14 protein-coding genes are annotated in these 15,240 nt (G+C 42.3%); 10 read left to right on the plus strand and 4 right to left on the minus strand.

Going from position 1 to position 15,240, the window contains the following annotated elements:
- Nucleotides 1-157: 157 nt before the first annotated feature.
- Together rho and pssA are read left to right on the plus strand one after the other, a co-directional pair.
- Nucleotides 158-1,780, plus strand: coding sequence for a transcription termination factor Rho (rho, locus tag D3P12_RS00325; RefSeq protein WP_118193114.1), 1,623 nt, complete (start codon nt 158-160; stop codon nt 1,778-1,780).
- 13 nt (nt 1,781-1,793) lie between these two features.
- A complete protein-coding gene (pssA, locus tag D3P12_RS00330) occupies nt 1,794-2,489 on the plus strand; it encodes a CDP-diacylglycerol--serine O-phosphatidyltransferase (RefSeq protein ID WP_118193115.1) in 696 nt (231 codons plus the stop codon).
- Here pssA and folK read toward each other — a convergent pair.
- Nucleotides 2,486-2,983 (minus strand): 2-amino-4-hydroxy-6-hydroxymethyldihydropteridine diphosphokinase, encoded by a 498-nt coding sequence (folK, locus tag D3P12_RS00335; protein WP_118193116.1) that lies wholly within the window; start codon nt 2,981-2,983, stop codon nt 2,486-2,488. The two genes, pssA and folK, sit on opposite strands and share 4 nt — an antisense overlap.
- Before the next feature lie 294 nt (nt 2,984-3,277).
- Here folK and sppA point away from each other — a divergent pair, with 294 nt between their 5' ends.
- Genes sppA through D3P12_RS00360 form a run of 5 tightly spaced genes read left to right on the plus strand, consistent with a single transcriptional unit; the run spans nt 3,278 to nt 8,873 of the window.
- Nucleotides 3,278-5,041 (plus strand): signal peptide peptidase SppA, encoded by a 1,764-nt coding sequence (gene sppA, locus D3P12_RS00340; protein WP_118196914.1) that lies wholly within the window; start codon nt 3,278-3,280, stop codon nt 5,039-5,041.
- Nucleotides 5,042-5,048: 7 nt separating this feature from the next.
- The gene (locus D3P12_RS00345; protein WP_118193117.1) at nt 5,049-6,737 is read left to right on the plus strand and encodes a helix-hairpin-helix domain-containing protein; all 1,689 of its coding nucleotides are present in this window, start codon (nt 5,049-5,051) and stop codon (nt 6,735-6,737) included.
- Between the two features lie 8 nt (nt 6,738-6,745).
- Entirely contained in the window at nt 6,746-7,348 is a 603-nt protein-coding gene (locus D3P12_RS00350; protein ID WP_118193118.1) for a DUF4254 domain-containing protein, read from the plus strand.
- Nucleotides 7,349-7,354: 6 nt separating this feature from the next.
- Nucleotides 7,355-8,416, plus strand: a complete 1,062-nt coding sequence (locus D3P12_RS00355; RefSeq protein WP_118193119.1) for a glycosyltransferase family 9 protein — start codon at nt 7,355-7,357, stop codon at nt 8,414-8,416.
- Nucleotides 8,382-8,873 (plus strand): SixA phosphatase family protein, encoded by a 492-nt coding sequence (locus tag D3P12_RS00360; RefSeq protein WP_118193120.1) that lies wholly within the window; start codon nt 8,382-8,384, stop codon nt 8,871-8,873. Before D3P12_RS00355 ends, D3P12_RS00360 begins: the two co-directional genes overlap by 35 nt.
- Before the next feature lie 19 nt (nt 8,874-8,892).
- On the opposite strand, the gene dprA is transcribed toward D3P12_RS00360, so the two are convergent.
- From dprA to D3P12_RS00375, 3 genes are read right to left on the minus strand one after another with little or no spacing between them, the layout of a single operon-like run.
- On the minus strand, nt 8,893-10,020 hold the full coding sequence (gene dprA / locus D3P12_RS00365; RefSeq protein ID WP_118193121.1) for a DNA-processing protein DprA: 1,128 nt from the start codon (nt 10,018-10,020) through the stop codon (nt 8,893-8,895).
- Between the two features lie 18 nt (nt 10,021-10,038).
- The gene (gene rsmG / locus D3P12_RS00370; protein ID WP_118193122.1) at nt 10,039-10,674 is read right to left on the minus strand and encodes a 16S rRNA (guanine(527)-N(7))-methyltransferase RsmG; all 636 of its coding nucleotides are present in this window, start codon (nt 10,672-10,674) and stop codon (nt 10,039-10,041) included.
- A gap of 19 nt (nt 10,675-10,693) precedes the next feature.
- On the minus strand, nt 10,694-11,830 hold the full coding sequence (locus D3P12_RS00375) for a glycosyltransferase (RefSeq protein ID WP_317124648.1): 1,137 nt from the start codon (nt 11,828-11,830) through the stop codon (nt 10,694-10,696).
- Between the two features lie 82 nt (nt 11,831-11,912).
- Here D3P12_RS00375 and tgt point away from each other — a divergent pair, with 82 nt between their 5' ends.
- From tgt to D3P12_RS00390, 3 genes are read left to right on the plus strand one after another with little or no spacing between them, the layout of a single operon-like run.
- Nucleotides 11,913-13,043 (plus strand): tRNA guanosine(34) transglycosylase Tgt, encoded by a 1,131-nt coding sequence (gene tgt, locus D3P12_RS00380; protein WP_118193123.1) that lies wholly within the window; start codon nt 11,913-11,915, stop codon nt 13,041-13,043.
- Nucleotides 13,044-13,063: 20 nt separating this feature from the next.
- Nucleotides 13,064-14,146: an LptF/LptG family permease gene (locus tag D3P12_RS00385; protein ID WP_118193124.1), complete on the plus strand. Its 1,083-nt coding sequence runs from the start codon at nt 13,064-13,066 to the stop codon at nt 14,144-14,146.
- Between the two features lie 8 nt (nt 14,147-14,154).
- The gene (locus D3P12_RS00390) at nt 14,155-15,066 is read left to right on the plus strand and encodes a DMT family transporter (protein ID WP_118193125.1); all 912 of its coding nucleotides are present in this window, start codon (nt 14,155-14,157) and stop codon (nt 15,064-15,066) included.
- Nucleotides 15,067-15,240: the final 174 nt, after the last annotated feature.

Genomic DNA, 15,240 nt, shown 5'->3' on the forward strand with positions numbered 1-15,240 from the left:
TATGCATAGAATTGTGCCGTAATCTCAAAATTACTCAGGTTGAGAAAATCAAATTATCTTAGCGCTTAGAAAAAAAATATTTCATAACAGATCTATTTGGAAAAGATAGAAACTGCTTTAAACAGCAATAATCCGATTTATTTATAATAATTATTTGATGGATATTAATGAATTGAACGCGAAGCTTGTGTCTGAGCTACGCGAAATCGCCAAAACAATTGGGATAAAGGAAGCCGACAAACTGAGAAAACAAGAGCTCATTAAAAGAATTGTCGAAAATGGAGGGGATGACACAAACCAGGAGCAGGTACCAACGAGTGCCGAACCTGAAAAGGCAAGACCACGTTCACGGAAAAGCAGCAATGAGTCAAGCTCAACTTCACAACAAATCTCTGCCTTTCCGGCTACAAACGAAGAGAAAACAGAGGAACACTCACAGGAAAAGCCTCGGAAACGAACGAGATTGGTAAAACCAATTCGATCGACAGAGGATCACAAAACAGAAAGATCATCAGCACCGCATGCTGACAGCCGAACACCTGAACCTACCCCACGCAGCACAGAGGAAAAGCAGCATCCACAAACAGAAAAACAAGACCGAAAAACTTCTAACAACAAAGGTGACCAAGCTTCAAACAGCGGCAGTTCCATCTCTGCATTAGATTTTGATAACGTTATTGCCAACGAAGGGGTACTCGAAATCATGCCTGACGGTTATGGTTTCTTAAGATCATCCGATTATAATTACCTGACTTCGCCTGACGACATCTATGTGTCGCAGTCACAAATCAAGTTATTCGGACTTAAAACGGGTGATACTGTCCGCGGAAGCATCCGCCCGCCGAAAGAAGGAGAGAAGTACTTTCCATTGGTTCGGGTTGAATCTATCAACGGGCAAAATCCAGCAGAAGTTCGGGATCGTGTACCTTTTGATTACTTGACACCGCTATTCCCTACCGAACGGTTTAAACTATATAACGGCGCCAATAATTATTCAACCCGGATTATCGACCTGTTCACCCCTATCGGTAAAGGTCAACGCGGACTGATCGTCGCTCAACCAAAAACGGGTAAAACAATGCTTTTAAAGGATGTTGCGAATGCAATCGCTAAGAATCATCCAGAAGCATACCTAATTATCCTCCTGATCGATGAGCGACCGGAAGAAGTAACCGATATGGCAAGAAGTGTTCGTGCCGAAGTTGTAGCTTCAACGTTTGATGAACCAGCTGAACGTCACGTTAAAATTGCAAACATCGTACTCGAAAAGGCAAAAAGAATGGTGGAATGCGGACACGATGTCGTTATCTTATTAGATTCGATCACAAGATTGGCACGTGCATATAATACGGTAGCTCCGGCATCCGGAAAAATTCTTTCCGGTGGTGTTGACGCAAATGCCTTGCACAAACCAAAACGCTTTTTCGGTGCGGCGCGTAACATCGAACACGGTGGCTCTCTAACCATTCTTGCCACAGCGCTGATTGATACCGGCTCAAAAATGGATGAAGTGATCTTTGAAGAATTTAAAGGTACCGGGAACATGGAATTACAATTAGACAGAAAGCTGTCGAATAAACGTGTATTCCCAGCGATCGACTTAACCGCTTCAAGCACAAGAAGGGACGACCTTCTTCACGATAAAGAAACAATCCAACGAATTTGGGTATTAAGAAATCATCTGGCTGATATGAATTCGAATGAATCCATGGAATTCCTCTTGCAACAGTTGAGAGGGACACGCGATAATGACGAGTTTCTTATCAGCATGAACCGTTAAAATTTAGAATAAAATGCTGCTTTCTCTTCCGAATGTCATTACTTGTCTAAATCTTTTTAGCGGGTGCGTCGGGATAGTCTTTGCATTTAATGGAGATTTGAAGAGCGCCGGTTATGCTATTTTATTAGCCGCGTTCTTTGACTTTTTCGATGGTCTGGCAGCGCGCGCTCTGAAAATCAATTCTGCTTTAGGAAAAGAGCTCGACTCCCTGGCCGACGTAGTCAGCTTCGGGTTCTTACCTTCCGTAATTATTTTTCAGCTTATTGGAACTTCCACCGGATCAGAGCAACAAGCTTCTTGGCTTCCATACACAGCATTCATCTTAACCATATTTTCTGCGTTACGTTTAGCCAAATTCAATATCGACACACGCCAAAGTGATAGTTTTATCGGCCTCCCCGTTCCTTCGTCAGCACTTGTTGTCTTATCAATCCCCTACCTGATCGAGCAACCCGGTTTTATTGGGGATATTTTCCAGTCTACTGCTGGCCTTTTGGTTCTCATAGGGGTTTTAAGCCTCTTAATGATTTCAGAATTGCCATTGATTGCACTGAAATTTAAAAGCCTGGATATACAAAAGAATGCTTATCAATATACGCTCATTATCCTTTCCATCATTTTCTTCGCTTTATTCAAATTTGCTGCTATCGGTCTCATTATCGTAACCTACATCCTACTATCTGTATTGAAACTGAGCACAAAACGTTAATCCCCTTCGACATCATCAAGTCGCTTTACCTCCAATGGGTCCTCCAATTCCAGTAGCAATTGCCCTACTGTTTTTCTTAGAACCGGATGCATGAGCTCCTTTGTCAACTCAGTGAGCGGCAACAACGTAAACTTGCGCCTATGCAATAAAGGATGCGGTATCGTCAGGGATTCCTCTTCGATTATCTGTTCATTGTAAAACAGGATATCGATATCAATCACACGTGATTCCCACTTTTTCGTCCGCGTCCTCCCCAATCGGTTTTCAATCCCCTGAGTTGACGCCAAGAGTTCACGTGGTTTCAACGCAGTCTCAACCATGAGAACCTGATTGAAATAAGAAGGCTGGTCGTCTACACCCCAGGCCTCTGTCTCATATACAGAAGAGCATTTGACAACAACACCTATATGCTGTTCAATTTCACGTATCGCGTGGGACAGCTGCCTACGCCGATCACCCAAGTTAGCGCCCAATAACAGATAAACGACATTCATACGGCAAAACTATTAAATTTTACTTCTAGAATTGTTTTAAACTTGTTTAACACGCGGATAAAATTCAGATGTACCGAATACATACCACCTCCACTTTTTTACAACAAAAATGCGGATGAAATGCGGATGGATTCCATTGTCATTCCATTATGGATCTAAACAATTCTCATACATGGTCGTAAGATATCAGCTAACAGTTATCACAACCGTTAAATTTAAAAAAGTGTAACATAATGTCGGGGGAAACATCTAATGCTTAAATTTGCATTTGAACGAATTAAGAAAGAGAACCGAATGAAATCATTTTTTAAATCAGTATTGGCCACGCTGGTCGGCATTATCATAGCCTTCTTTTTGATCATCATTATCACTTTTGGCATCATGGGTGCCTGGGTCAGTAGCGTGTCTGACAAGACAGTTGAGATATCCGATAATACGGTACTTCATATCTCCTTGAATTATCCAATCGAGGAAAGAACAAATAAGAACAATTTCCAAGCTTATAGGTTCGCTGATATGTTCTCGGAAAATATCGGGTTGAATGATATTTTGACGCGAATAAAGTATGCTAAAACCGATGACAAAATAAAAGGCATCTACCTAGATATGAGCATGATGGGTGCCAGCTTCGCGACACTCCAAGAAATCAGGGATGCACTGATTGATTTTAAATCCTCCGGGAAGTTTATCCTCTCTTATAGTGAATATTATTCGCAGGGAACCTATTATCTGGCGTCAACGGCTGATAACGTTTATCTAAATCCTGAAGGAATTATAGACTTCAGCGGCTTGTCTAGCCAGTCCGTTTTCTTTAAGCATACTCTTGAAAAGCTCGGTATTGAAGCTCAGGTTATAAAAGTGGGAACCTATAAAAGTGCAGTGGAACCTTTTATACTCGACAAAATGAGTCCGGCGAACAGAGAACAGGTAACTTCTTTCTTAGGTTCTATCTATACGAATTACCTGGATGAGATAGCAGCAAGTCGTGATATTTCAGCAGATTCACTTTTTCAAATTGCAAATGAGTTAAAAATTGAAACCGCTGACGATGCGGTTACTTACGGCTTGGTTGATGCTACAAAATACAAAGACGAAGTGCTTGCTGAACTGAAATCATTACTGAACCTTGAGGAAAAAGACAAAATAAAATCTGTAAGCATTGAAAAGTACGTTGTAAAAGACCCAAGCCAATCGGGTACCAGCAGAGATCGGATTGCTGTGGTTTACGCAGTAGGCGATATTGTTTCAGGTGAAGGTAGCGACAAGCAGATCGGTTCAGAAAAGATATCAAGAGCTATCCGGACGGCCCGTGAAGACGACAAAGTAAAAGCAGTCGTTTTGCGCGTTAATTCGCCAGGAGGAAGTGCGCTGGCCTCTGACGTAATATGGCGTGAAGTGGAACTTACGAAGGCGACTAAACCGATTATCGTGTCTATGGGGGATTTGGCTGCTTCAGGTGGCTATTATATCTCTACCGCTGCCGATTCGATTTTTGCACAACCCAATACCATCACCGGATCTATCGGAGTATTCGGTATTATTCCAAACATGCAGGGCTTCTTTAATGACAAACTGGGTGTTACGTTCGATGTGGTAAAGACCGGCGAATTCTCTGATCTGGGATCGATCAATAGACCATTAACAGCACAAGAAGAAGCAATCATCCAGCGAAGTGTAAATCAAATTTACGATACTTTCACCCAAAAGGTAGCTGACGGCCGGAACAAGAAACAAAGCTACATCGACAGTATCGGACAAGGCAGGGTGTGGTCGGGGTCACAAGCGCTTGAATTAGGTCTGGTTGACAAGCTTGGTGGAATTGATGATGCAATCGTAGCTGCTGCAAGCAAAGCGGAACTCGATGAATACAAGATCGTGACCTATCCGGCTATTTCTGATCCGTTCGAATCCCTATTGGGTAATAGTAAGGATAGGATTAGTCAGTGGTTTTTAAAGCAAGAGCTAGGTTCTGCATATCCGGTATATCAACAAGCCAAGGGAACATTAGAACAAACCGGGATACAAGCCCGATTGCCTTATACGATTACGATAAAATAACGAGACCATGAATAATAAGGCGGTTACGCGTGAATTCAAACTATTAGCTAAGCTATTGGAGTTTCATGGCGAAAACTCTTTTAAGGTTAAAGCGATAAGCAATGCAGCTTCAACGATAGCAAAACTACCCTTTGCTGTTGCCTCAAAAAGCACACAAGAACTGAGTGAAATACCTGGAATTGGGAAAAGCACAGCCAACAAGATCACCGAAATTCTCGAAAAAGGCCACATGAGCGAACTGAACGACCTGATTCAGCAAACGCCTCCCGGAATAGTCCCCCTATTGAAGATCAAAGGGATCAGTCCGAAGAAAATGTCGGTTATTTGGAACGACCTCGGTATCGATAATGAAGCCGAGCTATGGTATGCTTGTAAGGAAGATAAAATATCGAAGCTCAAGGGTTTCGGTGCCAAAACGCAGGCTAAACTACAAAACGTTCTGGAATATGCGATGGAAAACCAAGGTAAATTTCGGTTTGCCGATGCGGAAAAAACTGCCGACAAAATACTAGAAAAGCTTCGTAACCAACTCGATACAGATACAAAATTTGCCTTAACTAGTGACATGCGCCGGCTGATGGAGCTTGTCAGCAGTATCGATATTTTGGTCGCGCTGCCAGCAGATCCCTTATACGCTGTCCTTCAGAATATCGATGAACTGGAAGGGATCGAACAAAAAGACCAACATATATCCTGTCAGCACCGTTCCGGGATTGACGTTATTTTTCACTATTGCGACCCTACATCATTTTCAGCTCGTTTAATCGAAACAACGGGTTCGCAGTCGCATGTTAACCTTCTCAAAGATCAATTGCCAGAAACAGCAATCCCTGCCTTAGAATCAGAGGAAGGTATCTATAAGCAAGCAAAGATGAGTTTTATCGCTCCAGAAATGCGCGAAGGAAACTTAGAGATAGAGCTCGCTTTAACGGATGCGCTCCCAGATCTGGTAAAATTTTCAGACATCAAAGGCGCACTGCACAATCACAGTCTTTGGAGTGATGGTGTATTTTCGGTTGAGGAGATGGCTCTCTTTTGCCGTGACCAGTTGAATCTGGAATACTTTGGAATATCGGATCACTCGAAAACTGCCGTTTACGCAAGTGGGTTAACGATCGACCAGGTGAAGGGACAATGGGAAGAGATCGATGCCCTGAACAAGAAGCTGGCACCCTTTCACGTTTTCAAGGGAATTGAATCAGACATCTTATCGAACGGCTCGTTGGATTACCCGGACGAGATCTTAGCTGGCTTCGATTTTGTAGTCGCGTCCATTCATTCCCAGCTTTCTATGGACGAAAAGAAGGCTACTGCCCGATTGATCAAAGCGATCGAAAACCCCTATACCACCTTTCTTGGTCACCCTACCGGCCGGCAGCTACTGGTTAGACGGGGGTATCCGATTGACCACAAGAAAGTAATTGATGCATGTGCCGCCAATCAGGTGATTATTGAAATCAACGCAAATCCTTTGCGTCTTGATATCGATTGGCGGTGGTTGTCATATTGCCTGGAAAAAGGTGTCATGCTGTCCATCAACCCCGATGCGCATCATACAGAAGAACTGGAATATATGAAATACGGCATCCACATGGCTCGAAAGGGAGGTTTGCAAGCAGAACACTGTTTTAACTGCCTCGATACAAAAGCCGTCGCAGATTATTTCGCTGCTCGAAAAGCGAATATTAATCCGTAAATTTGGGCATGATCAGTGACTCAGCAAATCTTATTTTCGAAGCAGCCATCAAGGATTACCATGTTCATGATGAAATAGACTTCCCTATCCAGAACCCCTATCCGCCAGAGCGAATAGAACACCTGTTGTATCTAAAATGCTGGATCGATACCGTTCAGTGGCATATGGAGGATGAGGTTCGTGACCCGAACATCGCTCCTGAGATGGCGCTGCAATGGAAGCGCAGGATCGATAAGTCAAACCAAGAGCGCACCGATACGGTCGAATACATTGACAGTTATTTTTTGAATAAATACGATAATATCATACCTAAACCAGATGCTACCATCAATACTGAAAGTCTGGCATGGGCAATCGACCGTCTATCTATTTTGGCTTTAAAGATCTATCATATGAAATTGGAAACCCTGCGTGAAGACGCTGACCAAGCTCATCTGGATGCTTGCAAAACCAAATTAGCGGTTTTAATGGAACAACAAAAAGATCTTTCAACGAGTATCGACGAACTGCTCAATGACATTATTGAAGGGAAAAAGATTATGAAAGTGTACAAACAGATGAAAATGTACAATGACCCGAGTCTTAACCCTGTTCTGTATTCATCAAAATAAGAGCGTATGAACGCTGACAAGAACCTGCTCGTTTTCCGGTTCTCAGCCATTGGGGACGTAGCCATGAGCGCATCTATTATACGGGAATTCTGCGAGCAGAACCCGGATGTTCAGATCATCATGGTGAGCAGAAGTTTCTTCAAACCCTTCTTTGCTCATATTCCTCAAGTCACCTTTCATACGCTACAATCAGACGGAAAACACCAAGGTATACCCGGCCTCTACTCTTTATATAAGGAACTCAGGCAGTACAAACCTATTGCTATCGCAGACCTGCACAACAACCTTCGAAGTAATATCCTTTCTTTCTTTTTTAAAACTTTTAGTCAGGTAAAAAGCATCCGTATTGATAAAGGACGAACGGAAAAAAAACAGCTGACCCAAAAGGAAAACAAGCTGTTCAAAAGGCTGCGGCCGACAACAGAACGCTATGCAGATGTGTTCAGAAAACTGGGTTTCCCTTTCATGCTGGATCATCGCCTACCAATTGCAGGCACTTCCGCTAACGAACCTCTAAAGCAGTATTTAGATCATCATGAAGCTATCATTGGCATTTCACCCTTTGCAAAACATCGTGAGAAGGTCTACCCACGCGAAAAGATGGAGGAAGTTGTGAGTGCACTCGATAAGCAAGGCTACCGTCTCCTGGTTTTCGGAGGTGGTGCCGAAGAAAAAGCAATCGCCGATTCATGGGAAGAGAAATTTAAAAACACAGTCAGTTTAATTGGCAAAGTTCAGTTAGAGGAAGAATTGCAATTGATCGCCGGACTTGATTTGATGCTTAGCATGGACTCTTCTGGAATGCATATGGCTTCCTTAATGGGTACACCATGCGTTTCTATTTGGGGCGCTACTCACCCCTACGCCGGTTTCTTAGGCTATGGACAAAGCGAAAAAGATTGCATACAAATCGACCTTTATTGTAGGCCATGCTCTGTTTTTGGGAATAAAGTATGTTATCGGGGTGATTTTGCATGTATGAATGGAATCGATTCAGGCATGATAGTTGAACATATTATTGAAAAAATCAATAATGGGAAAACATCTTTTTCTGATTCGACACGCTGAGTCCAGTCACCCTTCCGGGGTGCGGGATTTCGATAGGCCACTAAATGAAGTGGGTTACGAAGAAGCAAACAAGATGAGCATGCAACTTCGTTATTATGACATCCAGCCTGAACTTTTTATCAGTAGCCCGGCAAAACGTGCACTTAGTACAGCGATGATCTTCGCTGAAACCTTTCATGTACCGGCTACCCAAATTCAGCCGGAAAACATGATTTACGGAGCATCAACTGAAACCTTACTTACAATCGTCAATCATCTGCCAGACGAATACAACCACATTGCTTTATTTGGTCATAACCCCGGGATTACGGAGTTTGCAGAATACCTTACAGACAATTACTTAGGTAATATTCCGACGGCGGGCATTGTTCACATCGCATTTAACGAAGACCACTGGGATCACGTTAGTATTTCGAGCGGCACCCTGACTTGGAAGACGACTCCAAAATCGCATTAGGCGAAATAAAAAACTCGGTTTATACACTACCTTGAATGGTCACACGGTACATTTTACCCGGCGTTATAATGATTAAACCTTTCATTTCCAACTCCAAGAGAACGATAGGCAGTTTATTCGGTTGGACCTTGGATTGATTTAGGATACCGTCAATACTTATCATTCCCCCTTCCTTCACGATATTGTAAACAGTTTGTTCGACGTCACTCAATCGTATATGGGCTACTTTTTCTTCCTCTTTCTCCGCACGGTTCACTGGCTGCCAATCCATCAAGTAACCTAAGTCCTCTGCACTTGTTATCAAGTGAGCACGATGACTTTTTATCAAAAGATTGCACCCGGCAGAATATTCATTGCCAATGTTTCCAGGAAAAGCACATACATCGCGGTCATAACTATTGGCCAGTTCAGCTGTGATCAAAGCCCCACCACGTTTAGCAGCTTCAACTACTACTGTCACGTCGGCTAAACCCGCTACAATTCGGTTTCTTTGCGGAAAATGCTTCGGATCAGCTGGCGTATCTGAAGGAAACTCAGAAAGTAATCCTCCGTTATCCAACATTTTCACAGCAATATTACGGTGAACGGAAGGGTATATTGTATGCAGACCATGACCAAGAACACCGACAGTCGGGATCCGGTGATCAAGACTTGTTTTGTGAGCACAGACATCGATACCGTAAGCCAGACCACTGACAACCAACACGTTGTAATCGCTTAATTTTTCAATCAGCTCTTCACAAAGCATCCGCCCATAAGGTGTGGCCTTCCTGCTTCCAACCACACTTACAATACGCGCTGAATCTAGATCTGCATTTCCGCGATAATAAAACACCATGGGTGCATCGGGGCATTCGCGTAAGCGCTTCGGATAAGACTTATCCGTATAAGAATAGATCTTAATTTGATGCTTTTCTACAAACAAGAGCTCTTTTTCCGCTCTCTTATAAGCTTCAGATTTACCAGCTATTATCTTAGCTGATAAGACTTTCCCCACACCACTTATTTGTTGAAGCTCATCGGCTGAAGCCTCAATAACCGCCTTAGGCGACCCAAAATAATCAATTAAATTCCGTTGTGTGATCGAACCAACACCGGCTATAAAATCGAGTGCCAGTGCATCAAGCTCAGAAGAATTAACATGCATGATAACCGAGAAATAAAATCAGTAGAAAGGGATGTATACGATATATTTAGTTTCAAAAAAGTCTTCGTTGAAATAATCAGCGATCGGAACTAAGCTCGCCTCCAAGTTTGACTCACGAATCTCTTCCCGAAGATCTCCGCCCTTAAGGTATAAGATACCATTTGGAATGGCATTTTTCGACTGTTTTGTGACTTTATCTTTTACCCAAGGATAAAAATCTTTCAATCGGGTTACCGCACGAGATACAATAAAATCAAATCTTCCTTCGACAGCCTCTGCCCTTGCATGTAGGCCTTTTAGGTTTTTTAAACCGATAGATGAAGCTACTTCATTGACAACTTTAATTTTTTTGCCTATCGAATCTACCAGTAAGAATTCAGTTTCCGGAAACAGAATCGCTAGTGGCAATCCGGGGAAACCTCCACCCGTTCCGACATCCAATATTTTTTCACCTGGCTTAAATTCCACGTACTTCGCAATGGCTAACGAATGCAAAACGTGTCGCACATAGAGACTATCAACGTCTTTTCTGGATATGACATTAATCTTTGCATTCCAATCGCGATAGCAATCTTCCAACATATCAAATTGCTTTTTCTGCACCTCCGTCAGATTCGGAAAATACTTATAAACAACCTCAGAATTCGTATTCAAAATCAAAAAAATTAAATGCTTATTTCCAACGTGTCTCTTTTTTAAAGAGCGAGAAAAACCCGTTGAAAGTGGTATAAAAATAGAAAAATATATCCATTATCGGTAAAAGAGGAAGCAAATCACCTACCTGGAGCTTTTTCATGCAGGGCCGATAAATTACAAGCTGGATCAGCAGACGTAATACATAAGCACCCGCCAAATAATACCACCACTCAGGGTATAAAAATAAACAAAGTATCAGAAACAGGTAAAAAGTAACAGCTGAGCCCACTTGCATGCTCAGCATCCATTTATGGCCTGTTTTATATGCTTCTGATGCCCCGTGATGACGAGTTTTCTGCAATGCGTAAGAGGAGTAAGTCCGTTTCGGCTCACTCCAAACATGCGCATCCGAATCAATGCAAATCGTGGTATTGTGCCGATTTGCATTTTGGTTGACAAATAAATCATCGTCTCCAGACAAAATATGCATATGTGAAGCAAAACCTTTCCCCTTAAAAAACAGACTTTTGGTATAAGCAAGGTTACGCCCTACCCCCATATAAGGATTACGTTTTAACGCATGTGAAAGATAGCTAATTGCGGTATGAAAAGTTTCAAAGCGGATAAAGCGGTTCAGAAAACCCGGATGCTTTATATACGGGGAATAACCGAGCACAATCTCCTTGTCCCCCTCAAAAGAGTTACCCATATACCGAAGCCAGTGAGCAGATTGCGGGCGACAGTCCGCATCGGTAAATACCATTAGATTATTCTTGGCAGCCTTAATGCCCATTGTTACTGCGAATTTTTTACCATGTTTAAAGCGTACGTCTTCTTTCAGGGTCACTACATTTAAATGGGCGTATTTTTGTGAAAACTCCTTCAGCACCCATTCGCTATCGTCATATGAACAATCATTGACCACGACAACCTCATAATCTGGATAATCCTGTGTAAGTACCAATTCAAGATTTTCTTTTAGGTTCTCCTCCTCATTTCTTGCGCAAATTACGACGGAAAGCGGAGGTGTCTGAGCTCCATCGGGAAGCCCCTGCACTTTTCTTGTCGCTAATTTTCGATAAACGAACAAAAGAAAATAAAGTTGAACCAAAAGAGCAAACGCCAACACCGCCAGAGGCCAAAAAGGAAGGTAATTATCAATCGTTATATCCAAAACCAGTCATTTAGCAATAAACACCTCAAATATAACCATGTATTTTTGTTATTTTTGCAAGCCGACAAGATAATTAAAGTCCATGAAATTTACGCTGGAAGCAAAAGACAGTCAAAGCAAAGCACGAGCCGGAGAAATTGAAACAGCTCATGGCAATATCAAAACGCCTATTTTCATGCCGGTGGGAACTGCGGGTTCCGTTAAGGCAGTACACCAAAGCGAGCTAATCAACGATATCCAAGCTCAAATTATCTTAGGAAATACCTATCATTTATACCTGAGGCCGGGACTGGATGTGATTCAAGCTGCCGGAGGGCTCCACAAATTCAATGGCTGGAATAAGCCTATATTAACCGATAGTGGTGGTTACCAGGTTTATTCCTTAACGGAAGTCCGAAAAATAAAAGAAGAAGGCGTTACCTTCCGCTCCCATATCGACGGCTCCAAACACTTGTTTACCCCTGAAAACGTCATGGATATTCAACGGGTGATCGGCGCAGATATCATCATGGCATTTGACGAATGTACGCCCTATCCTTGTGATTACACCTATGCGCGAAAGTCGGTCGATATGACTCACCGTTGGTTAAAGCGCTGTTGCGATCGCTTTGATCAAACGGAGCCTCTATACGGGTATAAGCAAACACTTTTTCCTATCGTACAAGGTTCGGTTTATAAAGATCTGAGAGAAAAATCGGCGGAAACCATTGCTTCCTACGAACGCGATGGCAATGCCATTGGCGGACTATCTGTCGGTGAACCTGCAGAAGAGATGTACGCCATGACCGAAGTGGTTTGCAATATCCTGCCCGCCGACAAGCCTCGTTACTTAATGGGTGTCGGCACTCCGGTAAACCTGCTCGAGAATATAGCTCTGGGGATTGATATGTTTGATTGCGTCATGCCTACACGTAATGGACGAAATGGGATGCTCTTCACGAAAGAAGGTATTATCAACATCAAAAACAAAAAATGGGAGAGCGACTTCTCTCCGATTGATGCAACAAGTGATCTCTTTGCAGACCAGATCTATACGAAAGCCTATCTACGTCACCTGATCCGTTCAAAAGAAATTCTCGGAGCGCAAATTGCTAGCTTACATAATTTGCATTTTTACCTTTGGTTGATGGGTGAAGCTCGCAAACACATTGTTAATGACACCTTTTACGATTGGAAAAAAGAAATGGTTGTTAAACTCGATCAAAAACTATAACAGAAGAACGTCAAAGCGTAATGAAATTAACAATTATCGATAAATACATCATAAAAAAATACCTGGGGACCTTCGTGTTTACGATGGCAATCTTTACGGTTGTGATGGTTATTTTCGATATATCGGAGCGCTTGGATGACTTTCTTGAACACAAGGCTCCCCTCTCGAAGATCGCTTTTGAATACTATGCTGGTTTTATCCCATTTTACCTAAACTTTCTTTCTCCGCTTATCAATTTTATAGCCGTAATTTTCTTTACGGCAAAAATGGCTGATCAGACAGAAATTGTCCCTATTTTAAGCGGGGGAATGAGCTTTAACCGCTTTTTAAAACCCTATATTATATCTGCATCCATCATCTTTCTGGTGACTTTCGTCTTTAATCTATATGTTATTCCGAAAACCAATAAGCTCAAAATTGGCTTCGAGAATGTGTATGTCAAACCTATGGACAGCAATACGAAGACATCAACCCACATGCAGATTGACCCGAATACATTTGTCTACATCAAAAGTTTCGATAATGACCGGAAAATCGGATATGACTTTATACTCGAGGTTTTTGATGGTCAGGAGCTAAAAAGCAAACTCATCGCAGACCGTATTTCCTGGGATTCTGTCAATACAAAATGGAATATCCAAAATTATTCTATCCGGACCATCGACAGTCTCAAAGAGGAAATGATCAAAGGCACTTCGAAGGACACGACGCTTGACATGACTCCAAAGGATTTCGAAGTGTACGATAATATCTTTATCGCGATGGATCTGGATGAGCTGAATGATCGGATAGCAAAGGAAAAACTAAGAGGTACCGGCTATATGACCCAACTCTTACTTGAAAAATACAAACGCTATATTTATCCGTTCTCTGCCTTTATCTTAACTTTGATGGGAGTTGCCCTGTCTTCAAGAAAGGTACGAGGCGGAATAGGGCTTAGTCTTGGGGTCGGTATTGCACTGAGCTTTACCTACATCTTATTTATCCAGTTTGCCACGATGTTCTCCTTAAAGGGAGGATTATCTCCATTAATTGCTGTGCTGATCCCCAATGTAATCTTCGGAACACTTTCTATTATCTTGCTGATCAAAGCGCCTAAGTAGGTCTAAAAATGCTTAAAATACGAAATAAGAATATATGGGTCCTCCATTTAACGGTGTTGATATGGGGATTTACAGGGATACTCGGGGTGCTCATTCAGGTATCGTCGATCTACCTCGTATGGTATCGTGTACTCATCGCTTCGCTTTCTCTACTGGTCTACTTTCTTATTCGGCGTAAAAGCCTCTTTGTTACGCGCAAACAACTGCTCCAATATGTGCTTACCGGTGCAATTGTAGGGGCACATTGGATCCTGTTTTTCGAATCCATCAAGACCTCGACCGTATCGATAACACTCGTCTGCCTGTCGTCAGTGACCCTATTTACGGCGGTACTCGAACCCATTTTCAAACGGCAGAAAATATCACCTGTAGACATTCTTGTCGGGCTTGTTATCATTATCGGAATCTACCTTATATTTACCTTTGAAGCCAACTATATTCAAGGCATTATTTACGGTATAATTGCCGCTTTTTTGGCGAGTTGTTTTTCAATTATCAACTCTAAATTAGTTAGCAAAGGCAGCGCGACAACCATCAGTTTTTACGAAATGACCGGTGCATTTTTCTGGATATCGATCTACATGGCCATCACGAACATGTACGATTCGCGTATGAACCTTGCTCCTTCCGACCTGAAATACCTCCTGCTTTTAGGAACAGTCTGCACCGCTACAGCCTATGTTTTAGCAGTCGTTGTCATGAAGGAATTAAGCGCTTTTACGGTGGCTCTTACCACCAATCTGGAACCTGTTTACGGTATCATATTAGCGTGGATTTTCTTTGGCACACAAGAGAAAATGAGCATCGGATTTTATGCTGGAGCTGTCATCGTTTTAGGTACCGTTTTCTCTTATCCTTATGTGAAAAAATGGTATCAAACCCGAAAATATTCCCGTAAAATAGAAGAGTTAAAATCCTGATAAAAACCGATACTTATCCTTTTTTGCCCATTTAACTCGATATGAGCCAACGATGAGGTTTTACATAGAAACTACCGTTCTCTTCAAAATATCGCCTTTAAATGGCTTTAAAATAAGCCGTTTTTTCTAAAAAGAGACAAATTTCAGGAGTTATTCCCTCCAAAAGTACCGACT

Source organism: Pedobacter indicus (assembly GCF_003449035.1).
Taxonomy (GTDB): domain Bacteria; phylum Bacteroidota; class Bacteroidia; order Sphingobacteriales; family Sphingobacteriaceae; genus Albibacterium; species Albibacterium indicum.

Bases quoted from the DNA above. Each gene is read 5' to 3' on its own strand.
- rho (WP_118193114.1), top strand. From the start codon at position 158: ATGGATATTAATGAATTGAACGCGAAGCTTGTGTCTGAGCTACGCGAA.
- pssA (WP_118193115.1), top strand. From the start codon at position 1,794: ATGCTGCTTTCTCTTCCGAATGTCATTACTTGTCTAAATCTTTTTAGC.
- folK (WP_118193116.1), bottom strand. From the start codon at position 2,983: ATGAATGTCGTTTATCTGTTATTGGGCGCTAACTTGGGTGATCGGCGT.
- sppA (WP_118196914.1), top strand. From the start codon at position 3,278: ATGAAATCATTTTTTAAATCAGTATTGGCCACGCTGGTCGGCATTATC.
- D3P12_RS00345 (WP_118193117.1), top strand. From the start codon at position 5,049: ATGAATAATAAGGCGGTTACGCGTGAATTCAAACTATTAGCTAAGCTA.
- D3P12_RS00350 (WP_118193118.1), top strand. From the start codon at position 6,746: ATGATCAGTGACTCAGCAAATCTTATTTTCGAAGCAGCCATCAAGGAT.
- D3P12_RS00355 (WP_118193119.1), top strand. From the start codon at position 7,355: ATGAACGCTGACAAGAACCTGCTCGTTTTCCGGTTCTCAGCCATTGGG.
- D3P12_RS00360 (WP_118193120.1), top strand. From the start codon at position 8,382: ATGGGAAAACATCTTTTTCTGATTCGACACGCTGAGTCCAGTCACCCT.
- dprA (WP_118193121.1), bottom strand. From the start codon at position 10,020: ATGCATGTTAATTCTTCTGAGCTTGATGCACTGGCACTCGATTTTATA.
- tgt (WP_118193123.1), top strand. From the start codon at position 11,913: ATGAAATTTACGCTGGAAGCAAAAGACAGTCAAAGCAAAGCACGAGCC.
- D3P12_RS00385 (WP_118193124.1), top strand. From the start codon at position 13,064: ATGAAATTAACAATTATCGATAAATACATCATAAAAAAATACCTGGGG.
- D3P12_RS00390 (WP_118193125.1), top strand. From the start codon at position 14,155: ATGCTTAAAATACGAAATAAGAATATATGGGTCCTCCATTTAACGGTG.